16 protein-coding genes are annotated in these 15,302 nt (G+C 43.8%); 9 read left to right on the forward strand and 7 right to left on the reverse strand.

Features of this window, described 5'->3' with window-relative positions; genetic code table 11:
* The first annotated feature begins 89 nt into the window (after window positions 1-89).
* From rph to ACHEVO_RS09655, 3 genes are all read left to right on the forward strand, one after another.
* Entirely contained in the window at window positions 90-806 is a 717-nt protein-coding gene (gene rph, locus ACHEVO_RS09645; protein WP_394124765.1) for a ribonuclease PH, read from the forward strand.
* 118 nt (window positions 807-924) lie between these two features.
* A complete protein-coding gene (locus ACHEVO_RS09650) occupies window positions 925-1,416 on the forward strand; it encodes a hypothetical protein (RefSeq protein WP_394124766.1) in 492 nt (163 codons plus the stop codon).
* Window positions 1,417-1,679: 263 nt separating this feature from the next.
* Window positions 1,680-2,318 carry a hypothetical protein gene (locus ACHEVO_RS09655; protein ID WP_394124767.1) on the forward strand — a complete coding sequence of 213 codons (639 nt, stop codon included), beginning with the start codon at window positions 1,680-1,682 and terminating at the stop codon, window positions 2,316-2,318.
* 111 nt (window positions 2,319-2,429) lie between these two features.
* Here the strand turns inward: ACHEVO_RS09655 and hemJ are convergent, their stop codons facing one another.
* The 6 genes from hemJ to serB form a co-directional block, all read right to left on the reverse strand.
* Entirely contained in the window at window positions 2,430-2,864 is a 435-nt protein-coding gene (gene hemJ, locus ACHEVO_RS09660; protein ID WP_394124768.1) for a protoporphyrinogen oxidase HemJ, read from the reverse strand.
* A gap of 40 nt (window positions 2,865-2,904) precedes the next feature.
* Window positions 2,905-4,068 carry a biotin synthase BioB gene (gene bioB, locus ACHEVO_RS09665; RefSeq protein ID WP_102090479.1) on the reverse strand — a complete coding sequence of 388 codons (1,164 nt, stop codon included), beginning with the start codon at window positions 4,066-4,068 and terminating at the stop codon, window positions 2,905-2,907.
* 245 nt (window positions 4,069-4,313) lie between these two features.
* Window positions 4,314-4,820: an SCP2 sterol-binding domain-containing protein gene (locus tag ACHEVO_RS09670; RefSeq protein ID WP_394124769.1), complete on the reverse strand. Its 507-nt coding sequence runs from the start codon at window positions 4,818-4,820 to the stop codon at window positions 4,314-4,316.
* Between the two features lie 206 nt (window positions 4,821-5,026).
* On the reverse strand, window positions 5,027-5,428 hold the full coding sequence (aciT, locus tag ACHEVO_RS09675; RefSeq protein WP_394124770.1) for an AciT family ciprofloxacin tolerance protein: 402 nt from the start codon (window positions 5,426-5,428) through the stop codon (window positions 5,027-5,029).
* 274 nt (window positions 5,429-5,702) lie between these two features.
* Complete coding sequence (locus tag ACHEVO_RS09680) at window positions 5,703-6,692, reverse strand: DUF368 domain-containing protein (RefSeq protein ID WP_394124771.1); 990 nt, start codon at window positions 6,690-6,692, stop codon at window positions 5,703-5,705.
* A gap of 317 nt (window positions 6,693-7,009) precedes the next feature.
* Complete coding sequence (gene serB / locus ACHEVO_RS09685; RefSeq protein ID WP_394124772.1) at window positions 7,010-8,200, reverse strand: phosphoserine phosphatase SerB; 1,191 nt, start codon at window positions 8,198-8,200, stop codon at window positions 7,010-7,012.
* Window positions 8,201-8,752: 552 nt separating this feature from the next.
* On the opposite strand from serB, the gene ACHEVO_RS09690 reads away from it, so the two are divergent.
* From ACHEVO_RS09690 to ACHEVO_RS09715, 6 genes are all read left to right on the forward strand, one after another.
* On the forward strand, window positions 8,753-10,210 hold the full coding sequence (locus tag ACHEVO_RS09690; protein WP_394124773.1) for a hypothetical protein: 1,458 nt from the start codon (window positions 8,753-8,755) through the stop codon (window positions 10,208-10,210).
* Window positions 10,211-10,396: 186 nt separating this feature from the next.
* Entirely contained in the window at window positions 10,397-10,633 is a 237-nt protein-coding gene (locus tag ACHEVO_RS09695) for a PA3496 family putative envelope integrity protein (protein WP_057761656.1), read from the forward strand.
* A gap of 298 nt (window positions 10,634-10,931) precedes the next feature.
* Window positions 10,932-11,489, forward strand: a complete 558-nt coding sequence (locus ACHEVO_RS09700; protein ID WP_057761653.1) for a YecA/YgfB family protein — start codon at window positions 10,932-10,934, stop codon at window positions 11,487-11,489.
* A 113-nt stretch (window positions 11,490-11,602) separates the two neighbouring features.
* A complete protein-coding gene (locus tag ACHEVO_RS09705; protein WP_227522968.1) occupies window positions 11,603-12,043 on the forward strand; it encodes a YbjQ family protein in 441 nt (146 codons plus the stop codon).
* A 48-nt stretch (window positions 12,044-12,091) separates the two neighbouring features.
* Window positions 12,092-12,598, forward strand: coding sequence for a YbjQ family protein (locus ACHEVO_RS09710; RefSeq protein ID WP_394124774.1), 507 nt, complete (start codon window positions 12,092-12,094; stop codon window positions 12,596-12,598).
* A 306-nt stretch (window positions 12,599-12,904) separates the two neighbouring features.
* Complete coding sequence (locus tag ACHEVO_RS09715; RefSeq protein WP_394124775.1) at window positions 12,905-13,828, forward strand: bile acid:sodium symporter family protein; 924 nt, start codon at window positions 12,905-12,907, stop codon at window positions 13,826-13,828.
* A 173-nt stretch (window positions 13,829-14,001) separates the two neighbouring features.
* On the opposite strand, the gene ACHEVO_RS09720 is transcribed toward ACHEVO_RS09715, so the two are convergent.
* Complete coding sequence (locus tag ACHEVO_RS09720) at window positions 14,002-15,141, reverse strand: formate/nitrite transporter family protein (RefSeq protein ID WP_394124776.1); 1,140 nt, start codon at window positions 15,139-15,141, stop codon at window positions 14,002-14,004.
* Window positions 15,142-15,302 lie beyond the last annotated feature (161 nt).

Genomic DNA, 15,302 nt, shown 5'->3' on the forward strand with positions numbered 1-15,302 from the left:
TAGTCGACTACATATCTATCAATGTGTTTACTAACGACTGATAGGTATTTTTATGACACTGCTTTTATAACATTGTACTAGGAATTTTTATGCGTATTGACAATCGTGAGCTTGACCAACTTCGCTCGATCAGCTTTGAGCGCCATTATACGAAGCATGCTGAAGGGTCAGTACTGGTAAGTTTTGGCGATACCAAAGTACTATGTACTGCCAGTGTAGAATCTGGTGTGCCGCGCTGGCTCAAAGGTAAAGGCAAAGGTTGGATCACAGCTGAGTATGGTATGTTGCCACGCGCGACCAACACGCGCAATCAGCGTGAAGCGGCTCGCGGCAAACAGTCAGGTCGTACGCAAGAGATTCAGCGTTTGATTGGTCGTAGCTTACGTGCCATGATTGATCTGAGTAAGCTTGGTGAAAACACTATCTATCTAGATTGCGATGTGTTGCAAGCGGATGGTGGTACTCGTACGGCGAGTATCACTGGTGCTGCAATTGCACTTATCGATGCGCTAGAGAGTATCCAAAAGGCCAAGAAACTTAAAGCAGATCCACTAATCGGATTGGTTGCTGCGGTTTCTGTTGGTATGAAAGATGGCGAAGCATATCTTGACCTAAACTACGAAGAAGACTCTAGCTGCGATACCGACTTGAACGTTGTGATGACCCAAAAAGGTGAGTACATTGAGCTGCAGGGTACTGCTGAAGAAAAGCCGTTCACTCGTGCTCAAGCAGATGCTATGCTGTCATTAGCTGAAAAAGGCATCGCTGAATTGATTGAAATGCAACAGACGGCGCTTGGCTGGTAGACTACCATTTAGATACAACACACTGTCTTTGTTTTTAGTGTCAATAACTGCCTGTTAGCTGCTAATAGGCAGTTTTTTAATAGAAAATATTCGTACATTACGTAATAGGTAACAACACATGCTCAAGCTAACTGATGATGGCGCCAAAATCACCTTACAAGGGCAAGCAAATGCTGCTGATAATGGCATGTTTTGGTTTGGTTCTGCATTATTGATAGGGGCAGTCGCAGTCGCCATGGCGATGAGCTTGTTGCCTGAGCGTTTAGCCATCGGTGCACTTGCACTGCTTATCATTGGTAGCTTTATTTTTAATAAAAAGCGCCAACAGCATAAAAAAGCCATGAGCGGTATGATTAGCAGTGGCACATTGTGGGTAAGGGCTGGCGAGCTGGTACATGACAATCTAGGTAAGCGTGAACATATTCATTTAACGGATGGCGATAAGATAACGCTGATTGGCGAGCAATTACAGATTGTCGATAGCAGTGACGTTCGCAAATATCGTATTACTGGTTTCGAGAGTGCTCAAGAAGCAAAAGCTGCTAAAGCTATCTTAGAAGGGCAAGCGCTAACGAAACGCCATGTAAATATTAAAATGAAGAGTAATTAATATCTTTTCTTAATTTCATACTTTACCAAAGCATAGCTATTGTCTTCATATTATCTAAACTCCTAACTCAAGTGTCATTTTAAATTTCACTCGACGTGCCTCTCCAATATTGTCATCTATCAGTATATTTATACCGTCTATCACCTATCGCAGGCGAATAGTGCTTGCAGATTTGTGGCTAAATGGTTTATAAGTAGGATTATAAAATTTGTCTTTCTTATTATTGATACTGTCATTGAGATTTAGTTGACAAGGAGTTAGTCATGTCGCGTTTGTCTATACCGTCAGTCGCCGCGTCGTGCGGTTTTTTACTATTTACCTGCAGCATGGTAGGGCAAGCCCATGCAGATAGTATGAGTATGCTTATCGCCCAAAAATCTATTCAACCAACGACGAATACATCCTATCGTTATCCTGAGGTACAGCGTTCAGCACCTACAGTCTTACCAGCGTTTTTATCAGGCAACTATGACAATGTCGATAGCGAGTATCTCCCGCTGCTTAGTAATGCAGAGACGCAGAGTAGTATGGCAGCGCGCGAGGTGGTCAGTACTGCCCGCAAGATGGCACTTAACGAGCGCACGATTATTCAAGGTGGCTGCTGGGACTATTTAAATGCTGTATTCAATCGGGCAGGGGTATCGCGTAATACCATACATAAAGGCACTTATGCGCAAGGGCCCTATGCTAGTAGCAGCGAGATTGAAGCAGGCGACTGGCTCTATTATATCAATCATGGCTACAATGGCGTTGAGCATAGTGGACTGTTCGTCGGTTGGGTCGATGAGCGTGCCAAGCAAGCATTGATATTAAGCTATGCTGGTGAAAATCGCCGTGAACCAGCTCGTTATCGCGTTTATGACTTAAGCAATGTTTATCAAATTATGCGCCCTAGTGTTTAGTGTCTGATATTTCCAGTTTGATAACACGGTCTATAAGTGAATAAAAAAGCGTCCGTAACTCATTGAAGTTACGGACGCTTTTATTTTGCATGTCTAATTGGTTTTCTTATGCTAAAACGGTTTTACCACAACGAGAATGACGATAATCACTAAGGCTAAGACAGGCACTTCATTAAACCATCGCCAGAATTTATGCGTTTTATAATGTGGATTATCTATCAGCTTTTTACGATAAAAGCCGCAAGCGCCATGATAGCCTGACAGCAACACTACTAATAGCAATTTGACGTGTAGCCAGCCTTGGGTTTTATAGACATCCCAGCCCAACCCTAACATCCATAGACCAAAGATCCATGTCGCTATCATCGATGGGGTCATGATGCCGCGATACAGCTTGCGCTCCATAATGGCAAAGCGCTCATGGCTGATGCTATCGTCACTCATCGCATGATAGACAAACAGGCGCGGCAAATAAAATATCGCCGCAAACCAGCAGACCATCGAGATAATGTGTGCCGCTTTAATCCAGTTAAAATAATCTGCCATTGTAGTTTCTCTTGCTTAACTTGTATTTTTTAGCTTCGGCTTAATCTGCCAATACAACTTGTGTTTGATGACCATTCATCGCATCCATTACAGGCAGTACTTTAGGTGCTCTTGGTGCGGCAAACTGTTTGGTTAGGCCAAGCTCACGCATGAGTCTGTCGTCGCCTGACTGGCTGGCGTTACCGGTGGTAAGAAGTTTGTCACCATAAAAGAATGAGTTAGCACCTGCCATAAATGCCAACGCCTGCTCAGAATCTGACAGGCTTTCGCGGCCAGCAGATAGACGCACGTAGCTAGTCGGGCAGCAAATACGGGCGACCGCAATAGTACGAATCCATTCAAGTACAGACAGCTGACCTTCAGCTAATACTTTGTCACCAATTGGTGTCCCTGCAATAGGCACCAGTAAGTTGACTGGAATTGATTCAGGCGCTTTAGGCATTTTTAGCAGCTCAAGTACCCAATCGATGCGATCATCACGGCTTTCACCCATACCAACGATATTACCACTACAGACATTAATGCCAGAGTTACGCACGTTTTCTATCGTATCTAAACGCTCATCATAGCTACGCGTGCTAACGACTTGCTCATAGTAGCTACGCGAAGTATCTAGGTTATGGTTGTAGTAATCCAACCCTGCATCGGCCAACTGTGTTGCTTGATTGGTATCGAGCATACCCAGTGTCATGCAAGTCTCAAGTCCCAATGCTTTGACTTCTTTGATCAGCTCAACCACATAAGGCATGTCTTTGGCACTTGGATGTTTCCACGCGGCACCCATGCAGAAGCGCGATGAGCCACTGTTTTTGGCACGCTTGGCCGCAGCGATGACTTTATCAACTTCTATGCGCTTTTCTGCTTGTAGTTTGGTTGTGTCGCGATGGTGACCTGACTGTGAGCAGTAGCCGCAATCTTCAGGGCAGTTGCCCGTTTTGATAGAGAGTAGCGTGCTGATTTGCACTTCATTGGCAGTGAAATGCTTTCTATGGATAGTCTGTGCTTGTAATAGCAAGTCCATTAGAGGTAAGTCAAACAGTTGCGCGATTTCTTCACGGCTATATGTCGTAGCTACTTTACTATCGGTTTGAGTCGCGTCTGTGGCTAGATTGGCCAAAAAATCACTGTTGGTCGTATCTGGCTGAGTGGCTACATCAGTTGGCTGGGTGGCGTCAGGTTCGGAAATGCTAAGCAATCCTGCCATAAGGTAAGTCCTTTTATAAGAATGAGAGGGTATTGAATAAAACCAATGTTTTTATCTATTGTCATTTATAAGGTAACAAAAAAGGTTGCCGTATAGTATACCGCAACCTTTTTAGAAAACCAGAACACTGCTAGACAGTATGTATAATTGTCACAGTAGCGCATATAAATAGTAACTATACGTTTGGCTATTTAGTTCTATATCATCCATTCTACCAATGACTACCGCTCAGTGCACCATTCTTTTTATTTACCAAGTTTGTGCTTGGCGATACCAACCCAATGCTCAGCAAATTTCTGTGCTTTATAAGCGTAAGGTTTGGCTTTTTGGATATATGGTTTGCACTCTTCTGGAATAGCTGGAACGATATGCTTAGCAAGTTTGTTGAACCACATCATTAGGCTATAGTCGCCTTCAATGCTCAAGTTGCCTTCTTGTACAGCAGTCATAAAGGCAGGCAAGCTACCTTTTGTTAGCAGTCTAACGCCAGTCATAGAATCTTTAAAAGTGATGGTCAAATCGGCTTCTTTTGCATGGCCGCTTTGTTGACTGAACTGTCCATTGTCAAAACTAAAAGAACGGGCGATATTAGACTCAGTACTAGCAAATTCAATCGTAACTTGACGATCAGCGAATAACGCTTTGACGTCTTCATTATCGCTATCAGCTAACATAGACAAACGATAGCCAACGACAGCTAATAAAGCATCTAATGGATCAGATTTGATATCTAATACAGGAACAGTAAACATAGCAGAACTCCTAAAGAAATGAGGCATAACAATAAAGCGTACTTTATACCAGTTTTTATGACAAATATATAACTGGATTATAAACTATCACAGGGTGTCAACTCTTTAGGAGTTAAGTAGAGAGCGTTAAGTATCTTGTAACATTCGATGTCACTGACGTAAGCAAGGTATTGATATAGACAAACAGAGGTATAAATAGGACAGTTTTAACGGAAACGTGGCTGATAGTTATCATCATAGACAGGAGTGTGTTCGATATAGCGTGCGGCTTCTAGCTCACGTTGCTGACTAACTGTTTGGCTCACATCATCATAGCGTAATGCCCGATACAATACCCAAGCTGCCAACGGTAACCAACTGATGCCCATAGCGATGATATAGCGATGCCATGACGATAGCTCCATCAACATAGGGCGACCGGCTAATATATTTTGAATCAACTCAACGGTGAACCAGTAGGCCATACCGCCAAACAGATATAGCAGTAGCCAACGATACGACGATAAGGCAAGCACCACTACTAAACTGGCTAGCAGTCCATAACCAAACCATGCCGCGCCGCTCCATGCCTCTACACCGATAAAAGAAAATATAGTCACTAACATCATTCATCTCGCTATTCATAAGGTGAATTCCAATGAGACTATTATGAGAGGTTATTGAGTAAAGCTGAAGAGGGTACAGGCGACTTTGCGACAACCGTTGACGTTTGGTTTTTTGGCTCGTTTTTGCGATATTTGATGTCTAGATGCTAGGCTAAGCGCCGTAAGGAATGGCGCTTATTTTGAGGAATATGGAAACGATTTTTCTAGTCTAGGAAGGCGTTTATTAGCTGGCAAACCAAGCCAAACTAGAAAACAGGATTGACAGTTTGCTAAATACTTAGACTCGATTGGTACGATTACCCCACCAAGATAATAGCGAAACTAGAATAGCACCGAGTAGCATAAGTCCTACTGTCGTTGACCACTGTGCGCCAGTAGGGTATTGCCATGGCATGACATTATGGACGGCTTCAGTGTTTAGCGAGCCTAGCGCATCTACTTTCCATGGCCAGACTTTTATTAAAGAGCCTGCAATAAAGCCTGTCAGCAATGCTAAGGTAGCCTGATAATAATGTGAGAGCAGCCACTTAAGTGCACGCGTGAATAGCAATAGCCCAGTCGCCATACCCGCAATGACTGTGAAAATGGCACTCAGATTCATCGTATCGACTGCTTCTAATACTGCATCGTAAGCGCCTAGCAATAGCAAAATAAACGACCCTGATATTCCCGGTAGGATCATGGCACAAATAGCAATTGCCCCTGCAAAAAACAGATACGGTAAGCTAGGCGTGGTCGTAAGCAACGGCATACTACTGATGACTACGGCGACAATAAGCCCAGTCGCAAACAGTGCGACACGTCCTATATTCCAGCGCTTAATTTCACTAAGTAAGATAAACACCGTTGCGACGACCAGTCCAAAAAAGAACGACCAAATAAGCAATGGTTGATTGTCCAATAAATGCTTAATGATACCGGCTAAGGTCGCAAAGCTAGTGGCAATACCCAGTAGCAAACACAATAGAAACGTCGCGTCTACTTGTCGCCAAATCGCCGCGAATCCTTTGATGCCACCTTCTTGTCGAAAGATCGTCCAAAGATTGGGGCCGATACTACCAAGTGCGTTAATCAAACGCTCGTAAATCCCTGCAATCAACGCAATAGTGCCACCAGAGACGCCAGGTACGATATCAGCTGCTCCCATGGCCATACCTCTGACATAAATACCTACCAACTGTTTTGGACTATCGGTACGTACAGGTGCCGTATCTTGTTCTATTGGCGCTGACGGCTGAGTTGGCCGCGGAGATTGTGGTGCCGTCATGGGTATTCCTTTATCATTTAAAAATAAGTGTTATCTGAAAGTAAGCATTGGCTAAAAACAGGCGTTAGCTAAACATCAGTGTGCATAGCAGATTTTATTAATTATCATCACGTACTAATGCATGTCTTCCATTCACTTAATAGTCATCTAACTGGTCTGAAAATGGCTAAATCTTGTCAAATATCGTCAAATAGCTGGTTAATATACTGATACTATCTACGCTACTTTTCTTGGTTAAGCCACGCTCTAAAGCATAAAAGCCAGATTAATGACAAAACATTAACCTAGCTTATTGAATGGCGTAAAGCGTTCTGCAATTACTCAGTAGGCGCCAGTGCAGGATAGCCCAATGCATATAAAGTACCTTCAAGCCCTGTCACGTTGATAGCGGCATCAGCACGTGCTTGGACGATTGGTTTGGCATGATAGGCCACACCAAGATCGGCCAGTGCCATCATTGGTAAGTCATTAGCACCGTCACCGACACAGACCACTTGTGACATCTCAATGCCTAAGCGCTCAGCAGTATGCTCGACGATAGCGGCTTTTTTGGCACCGTTGACAATAGGCCACTGTACATGACCAGTCACTTCACCTTCCTCGATATCTAGAGCGTTGGCATGTACTTCATCGATACCTAGCTGCTCGGCGATATAACGTGCAAAATAAGTAAAGCCTCCTGAAACTAACACCGTATGATAGCCCAGTGCTTTTAGCGCACTGATCGTCGTGCGCGCACCAGTCGATAACGTTAAGCGGTTACAGATATCATCAAGCACATCGGTAGAGGTGCCTTTTAGCAAAGCCACACGCTGAGCAAACGATTCATCAAAATCAATTTCACCGCGCATTGCGGCTTCAGTGATGGCTTCAACTTCTTCGCCAATTCCAGCCGTTTTTGCCAGCTCTACGATGACTTCTTGCTCGATCAGGGTTGAATCCATGTCAAAGCAGGCAAGCTTGTGTGTCCGTAGCATATGACCGACAGACAGGATATGACAGTCCACGACATTTAGGTTATCGGCGCTGTCGGCACTGCGTATATTGTTATATTCTTCAGTTAGGTCACGACGCAGGCGAGCGGTCAGCTGATCATCAATAATGTGAGCGGCTGCGGTTTTTTTACCAGGGTGCATCAGTGTGTCAGTGACTGGTACCAGCAGATAACGGTACACCTGAGTATGGGTAAAGGGTAGGCGCTGTGCGTCTGCTGCTGTAGGTTCTGTATCAGACACCGTGATATTGACGAAGCTAGCGTCAGTATCTTCGGCAACGGTCACTAGATGCCAACTTGGCTGTTCATCGACCCACGACTGAACGTATTGATGAATATCTAATGCGGACACCTGAGTCGGCAGTACTACGATGAGCGCAAAAACAGGTAGCGACTGTAGCGCATCAAAGTCTTGCAAATTGGTATCTTCGGGTAATAATGCCGCAATAGAATCAACGGCTTGTTGCCATGCTTTGCTGTCTTTTGGTAACGAATAAGATGTATTTTTTGGCATGGCTCAATTGTCCCTTGTATGCTCATATAAGATTAGGAATAATAACAGTTTTACTGGGCAGCGCCTATAGATGACGCGCAAAGTAACAATGATGCTAAAAAACAGATTTTATGGCGTAAGAAGCCATAGAAAATGCAATAAAGTTATTATGATAAATTTATAAAGTGCTCACGCTATAAGGCTTATTATGGTGATATAGTAGATGAGATAAGCTGGCTGTTTATCAAAGGTGCTTTCTTATTAACGATGCCTTCGCAAAAGATTGCAAGGTACAAGGTAGTAATGTTGGCAACTGTATTGCCGGTATTGTTAGCATCAATGTCATCGTTCGGAACCTGCACTAATATATAGATGCTATTTTGCACAGTAGTGCTTTGAGTGAAACAGTATCTCAGATGTGATAGTGCTGTTGATAGTCGTTAATAATCAGTACTGCTTTATCACTATGTGTGTACTACCATTGGCGCGCATCACAATTGTTTAAAAATTAGCCAAAAAATGAGCAATAGCCTCGTTTTTTAATTTCTTCTCTCCAAAAAAGTTTAACATATCATGACGTATTTAGCGCCGCGGCAAGGGTTGTTTGCCATTATTCTTCTGGTTAGTTTTTGTTTGCAGACGCTGTTATTGGTCATTAGTACTGACCAACAGCTGAGCAATAGTCGTGCGTTAAAAGGCGAGCAGATGGTCGCCCAGCTGATTGATGAAGCAAGGTTGTCTTTAGAAAATAAAGACCGTGTGAGCTTAAGCGTTATTGCCAATCGCTATACTAGCGAGCAAGACGTCACACGGATACTGATTAAAGACAACAACGATGATATCTTGGTGCCAGTAGGCAATGCGCCGATGCAGCAAGGTGACACCATTCGTCAAATCGCCACCAATGGCGATGCAGTCATCGGTAGCGTTGCACTGACCTTAAAAGACGTCAGCAAAGGCGAGATCATCGCCATGCAATGGCCGTTTGTCATCGGTACTATGCTGCTACATTTACTACTGTGGCTGATTTATGGTTACCTCGCTCGTCCGACCAAAGAGCAAATCAATGCGTTAAGTCGAGATATCCAAGAGCTGTATCGTGACCAATATAGACCAGTCGATCAACGTGGCTACGACCGTGAGCTTGAGCGCCAGTCAACGGGTCAATCAGCGTCTCATTTAGCAAACAGTCAAGTAGCGACAGATAATACGGCTAATGTCACAAATGACGAAGTGACTAATGCCCGCAAGTTTAATGTGCATAATGAAGTGAACGAGTATCTTAGAACTCAGCAAAACCAAGAGACAGGTAGCGATACTGACAATCTAGCGAGTGCGAGTGAAGGTAGCGAAAGCGAAATAGCAGATACAGACGGTGTTGCTTCTCAAGCTACCAGCCATACGTCTAAGTTATCTGCCACACGGTCTGTTGATAGCGTCAAAGTTCAAATCGTATTCCATGATGAGTTCAATATGCTTGAACGCCTTGCACCTGCGCAGCGTCTTCCGTATTTAGCGCTCTGCACTCAGCTGCTGAATCAGGCCGTGACTGAGTTGCTAAGACAACCATTGCTACTAGGTGTGAGTGCGATGAATGAAGCTCACTTCGAAGATAATGGCGCAAGTGTGGTACTAAAGGCTGATAATAGCCATGCAAAAGTGGCACTCGCAGGCGTGATGCTTGCCAAGCTATATTTAATGCTCAACAAAATTATCCACGATAAGCACATTGAGCTGTCGCGCTTTGCTTTGCCAGCGAAAGCGGGCGTGAGTGATGACGCGCAGTCAGAGCCAATGACCCATTTGCTCCAGAGTATCGGCAAAAAAGAGCAGCTATTAATACTATTGCCAAATGCCGGTCTCAAGCAAATCAGCAATCATGTACAAGTACATAACATCATGCGCCCAACCACTGTCTATGAGCGCGAGTGTGCGATATTTGATGGTGCTAACGACTCATTGATTCAGCGTTTGGCTGATGTGCGCAACGCAGTTCTAATGATTGAAGATGAGGATGAGCTACACATTTAATGCCGACTGTATTTGGTCATTTATATTACAATTGTCTGTTATATAGCCTACTGGACTATCTTAATCGTAGAGTTGAAATGTACCATATTGCGAAAAAGGATTGACAACATTCAATAGAGACTTTATAAGGCATATATATATTGATGTATTCTTAATACCCTTGCCTAAAAATGATAGGAGTTTGTCATGAGTGACGCTGATATTGACGACGATTTTGATGATGATTTTGTCGACGATGATGATGCAAAGATGGTTGAAGAAGCTGAGACGAGCGTACGTACACGTTTAAGTAGTCTTGAAAAACGTCGGCTAATCGATAATTTGCTAGAAGAAAAGCGTTTGGCTAAAGAGTTAAAAGACGATCTAGACGACATAGACAACTTCGATGAAGACGGCGATGATTGGGATGATGACGATTTTTAATTTGTCAGCATCAGTCGTTTCAGTGGACTAAAGTGCTTTAGTGGCTACTTTTATGGTAGTGGCTATTTTAATGACTAAAATCATTTAACCAGTCAAGTTGGTTGCCTTCTGTTTGCTACTTTTCTAACTTTCTATGGTTGCTCGCAACCCATTCATCTCGATAATACTTACCTGATAGAGGTTGCTTGAGTTTCATTAATTAAGCAGCCTTTAGTCTCTACTTAAGTACTCGTCCTCTTTTATTTAACCGATCGCCCACTGCGATTGATGACATCTATCTGCTAAGGAAAACCAAATTATGAGTAACCAACTAAGTTTTGATGAATTACTAGACTATTTGGACAATCAAGAAAGCCAGTTCGTGCTAGATAGTGTTGCAGCGCATGGTTTTTTGACAGCGACGGTCATCGGTCGTCCATTGCCTAACTGGATGGATGCCCTGTTCGAAGGTCACGTAAGTGAGATTCCAGAAAACGTCATCGACGGTATCAAACGCTGGCGCGATTCGATCATGGCTGAGCTAAAAAACGAGACGCCGATCGAATTACCATTTGGTGAAGATGCTGGTAACGAAGAAGTGGCAGTTGATTTCTCTGACGAGTCAGACATCGTTGCTTGGTCAATTGGTTTTGTCGATGCCATGTATGGTGATGAAGCAAGCGACTGGTTTGAAGATCAAGAAACGGCAGAAGACGTTGCAGTATTGACCTTGCCAATGATCGTACTTAGCGGTATCGATGATGAAGATCCAGAGCTGTCTGAGATGCGTAAAGACGAAGACAAAATGGTACAGATGGCCAATAGCATCGAAGGCAATTTGACTGAATTATTCTTACTATTTCATACCAACGATTAGTAATGCTAAGAAACAGCGCTGCTAGTAGTGCTGTTTCTGTCTTGTTTTGTTTATACTGTATCGCAGCGCTTTGATTTACTATATATTTTATAAGTCACCGATAAGGTCATCCTATGACTGTGCAACTCTCCAATCTTGAGCACCTACCTAACTATCAAATCACGGAACGCCTAGACGTGGTGTACGGTAGTACCGTGCGTTCAAAGCACGTCGGTAAGGATCTGTTCGCTGGGTTGAAAAATATCGTTGGCGGCGAGCTGACGGCTTATACCGAGCTATTAGAAGAGTCACGCCAAGAAGCAATCGATCGCATGATTGTCAAAGCAGAGGCGCTAGGGGCTGATGCAGTGGTCGGTCTGCGTTTTTCGACTTCTAGTATTGCCCAAGGTGCCTCAGAGTTGTTTGTCTATGGTACGGCGGTCAAGGTCGCGCCGATATCACAGCAGCAATATCAAAACCCACCAAGCGATGGTTACAACCATTCTAGTCAAAATGTGAGTACTCAGACCCAAGTCGCACCCGATGATTTACCGCGCTTCAATCCTTTTGGTTAATCCTATAATGCTAAAAGCACCGATGCTTTTTATGATGAGAAACGTGCTATGAATGATTCACTCACGCAAATGCTCATCAATTACGGGCCGTTTGTCTTCTTATTCGCGGCTGGCTGGTTCTTCGGATCACGCCATGAGCGTCAGCATTTGGCACAGCTAACAGTAGCAGAGCAAGCATTGGGCGATATCACTGTCTCAAGCGAACGTCTATACCGTCCCAAGTTAGCAGCGGGTAGTGAAGGTGAGCTAGTGCTTGGTAGTGTCGTCATCGCTCAAGATTACTTCAAAATGATCATCGCTCGCGTACTAAGCGTCTTTGGCAAAAACTTAACCACCTATGAGACTTTGCTAGATCGTGCCCGCCGCGAGGCCATCGTTCGTATGCGGACTGAGGCAAAAGCCAAAGGCTACACGCATATCTACGGGTTACGTCTTGAGGTAACCAATGTCAACCAATTAGGCAGTATGGTCGAAGCCATCGCCTACGGTACAGCTGTTATCAGTATCGACCATATTCACTCTACATCTGCTGTAAATCACAAAACCTTCGCTTAAATCATTTCTACGTTATTTTCAAGTGTAAAAACCTATAATTGACTGACGAGTAGTCAGAAAAATCAAAACCATGCACTTTTACAACGATATACTGAATTTTGCCGTTCCGTTATTATTTCGGTTCGTAGTAACCAGTTTTATCAAAAATTGTCGGTTTAAAAAACACGACTGTATGGAAAAGTGTCATATAAAGAGCTGACAACGTCGGTGGCTTTTACCCAAGATATCAGCAGGATTGGCTGATTGAGCATGACGAGGTTGTCATAAACCTGCCCGTGTAAGGGCACTATCTACAAGGATGTAGTTATGGAAGGTGTTGAGTTAGTCACGTTTGTAAATGCAAAAGTCATTCCTATTAGTATCTTTTTGATTATGATGGGAATGGGATTGTCCTTAGTTACCAATGATTTTAAGAGAGTCGTCAAATACCCTAAAGCAGTCGCCATAGGCTTGACCAATCAGCTAATATTCTTACCGCTCGTAGGTTTTGCTTTGGCAACCACCATGTCTCTCGAGCCAGAGTATGCCGTTGGGGTCATGTTGCTGGTATTGTGTCCTGGTGGCACGACATCAAATCTATTTACCTATTTAGCCAAAGGTGACGTCGCACTTTCGGTCACCATGACCGCTATTGCTAGTGTCATTACCGTATTTACCATTCCTATCGTCCTCAGTTTTTCGCTTGTATACTTCATGGGTGCGGGTAGTGAGTTTCAGTTGCCAGTGGTCAAGACCATGATCAGCCTAATTGCTCTGACTATCTTACCCGTCAGTATTGGTATGTTGATCAAACGCTATGCCCCTAACGCGGCAGATAAGGGACAGGTGATGGTGTCTCGTTTTGGCGTGATATTTTTGAGCTTCTTGGTACTTTTCTTAAGCTATGTGCAACGAGACATTATCGTTGAAGCATTAATCGCTACTGGCCCTGTGGCATTGATATTGAACGTATCGACGATGGCGCTTGGTTATTACACCAGTAAATGGTTCGGTCTAAATCCTGCGCAAAGACGCTCGATTACTATGGAAGTCGGCCTACAAAACAGTACGCTTTCAATGTTTATGGCACTGACGCTATTGGCTAACTATAAGATGTCGATGACGCCAGCCATTTATACGCTAATCATGTTCTTGACCGCGGGTATCATGGTCAGAGTATTCACTGCCCAGCATAATAAAGCCAAAAGAACCGAGATAGAAAACAGTGTATTGGCAGCACGTAGAATGTAAGAGGTTTAGGATAACCGTAGTAACGCATTGTTGCGCCCGTTGAGACAGTACTTGGCAAAAATCAACAATGTATGGTTTAGTAAAAAAGCCCATAATCCGCTTTTTATAATCAAGCGTGTTATGGGCTTTTGTGTTTAGTGTTAGTTCTAACTCAAACCAGTTTTGGCTTAAATCTAGAATCTTCGTCTGTCCATTTTCGCTCTTGCCTCGGCAGCTTGCTCTTTGACTTTTTCAATTTCAAATAAGAATGTGCGGTTTTTAAGCACCGCGACGAATACCACGCCGCCGACCGTATTGCCCACCAGTACCACGACTAAAAATACCAAATAGCGCCAAAGACTGACGGTATTGCCGTACAGTAATGCTGAAAACACCTCGATATTGCCCACGATACTATGATGCAAACCTAAAAATCCAATACTACCAGTGATAAGCGTCACCAGTACGATACGACTAAGCGTATCTCGTGCAGAGGTCACCAGCCATGCGGCCACGCCCATCATCCAGCCTGCCAGTACCGCGCTGCCAAAGATAACCCACCACTCAAAGCCCAAAATATGCTCGGCATAGACATCGATAGCATGGTCTGTAAACAGATGCATATGCAGCCCTAAACCAATCATTAATGCTGCAAATATACAACCGCCAACGATATTACCAGCGATGACAATGCCCCATAGCCGCAGAAGTTTGTGCAGCGGCTCAATTTTATTTAAGACAGGCAAGCTCAAGAGGGAAGTCTGTTCTGTGAATAATAACGATTGACCAATCACCACGATAATAAAGCCGATCGGATACAGTAACGACGACAGCACCATGGCATAGCGACTTGGTATCACGTCATTGAGCAAGGCAAACGCTGATAAAATCATAAAAAAGCTGATACCAATCTCTAGCCCAGCCGTAAAGGCACTGGTAAATAGCGAGCCAAGTGAGCGCTCAAAAGTTTCTTTTGCGTGGATAACTTGCTCGACTAAGATGCTGGCGTAGCTTTTTGCTTGGCTTAGATTGTCGTCGCTGGCAACCTTTTTGATGGTTTCTTTGTCTTCGTCGCTGATTTCTTTTGGCAGGTCATCGTTTTCTAAGTCTTCAGTGGCTTTGATAGGTTCGTCTACGTCGCCATCTGAAGTTTCGTTTGCATGACTGTCTGTAGTGTCGTCTGCGTCCTTATCTACCTCAATGTTTTTAGAAGGGCTGCTTTCTTCTAACGTATGATTATCTTTAGGCATAGGAGGGGTAGTGTTCACGCTCAGACGCTCGCTGTCTGATAGATTAGCCTGAGAATCATGGTCATGCTCGGTATCTTGGGACACGGTTGGCTCGCTCGTTATAGGCTAATGATTTTGCTGCATAAGTAATCTCTATTATATTTCCCATTCTTCTGATTGCTGTTGTTAATTGATTAACAATTTGAGTAATAAATCGCCTTCAGGCTTTATAAATTGCCTTACCATCTAACAAAATCTGCCTATCT

This window comes from Psychrobacter nivimaris (assembly GCF_043419765.1).
Lineage (GTDB): Bacteria > Pseudomonadota > Gammaproteobacteria > Pseudomonadales > Moraxellaceae > Psychrobacter.

What these genes read in the sequence shown, in the direction of transcription:
- rph (WP_394124765.1), top strand. Translation starts at nt 90, where the DNA reads ATGCGTATTGACAATCGTGAGCTTGACCAACTTCGCTCGATCAGCTTT.
- ACHEVO_RS09650 (WP_394124766.1), top strand. Translation starts at nt 925, where the DNA reads ATGCTCAAGCTAACTGATGATGGCGCCAAAATCACCTTACAAGGGCAA.
- ACHEVO_RS09655 (WP_394124767.1), top strand. Translation starts at nt 1,680, where the DNA reads ATGTCGCGTTTGTCTATACCGTCAGTCGCCGCGTCGTGCGGTTTTTTA.
- hemJ (WP_394124768.1), bottom strand. Translation starts at nt 2,864, where the DNA reads ATGGCAGATTATTTTAACTGGATTAAAGCGGCACACATTATCTCGATG.
- bioB (WP_102090479.1), bottom strand. Translation starts at nt 4,068, where the DNA reads ATGGCAGGATTGCTTAGCATTTCCGAACCTGACGCCACCCAGCCAACT.
- ACHEVO_RS09670 (WP_394124769.1), bottom strand. Translation starts at nt 4,820, where the DNA reads ATGTTTACTGTTCCTGTATTAGATATCAAATCTGATCCATTAGATGCT.
- aciT (WP_394124770.1), bottom strand. Translation starts at nt 5,428, where the DNA reads ATGATGTTAGTGACTATATTTTCTTTTATCGGTGTAGAGGCATGGAGC.
- ACHEVO_RS09680 (WP_394124771.1), bottom strand. Translation starts at nt 6,692, where the DNA reads ATGACGGCACCACAATCTCCGCGGCCAACTCAGCCGTCAGCGCCAATA.
- serB (WP_394124772.1), bottom strand. Translation starts at nt 8,200, where the DNA reads ATGCCAAAAAATACATCTTATTCGTTACCAAAAGACAGCAAAGCATGG.
- ACHEVO_RS09690 (WP_394124773.1), top strand. Translation starts at nt 8,753, where the DNA reads ATGACGTATTTAGCGCCGCGGCAAGGGTTGTTTGCCATTATTCTTCTG.
- ACHEVO_RS09695 (WP_057761656.1), top strand. Translation starts at nt 10,397, where the DNA reads ATGAGTGACGCTGATATTGACGACGATTTTGATGATGATTTTGTCGAC.
- ACHEVO_RS09700 (WP_057761653.1), top strand. Translation starts at nt 10,932, where the DNA reads ATGAGTAACCAACTAAGTTTTGATGAATTACTAGACTATTTGGACAAT.
- ACHEVO_RS09705 (WP_227522968.1), top strand. Translation starts at nt 11,603, where the DNA reads ATGACTGTGCAACTCTCCAATCTTGAGCACCTACCTAACTATCAAATC.
- ACHEVO_RS09710 (WP_394124774.1), top strand. Translation starts at nt 12,092, where the DNA reads ATGAATGATTCACTCACGCAAATGCTCATCAATTACGGGCCGTTTGTC.
- ACHEVO_RS09715 (WP_394124775.1), top strand. Translation starts at nt 12,905, where the DNA reads ATGGAAGGTGTTGAGTTAGTCACGTTTGTAAATGCAAAAGTCATTCCT.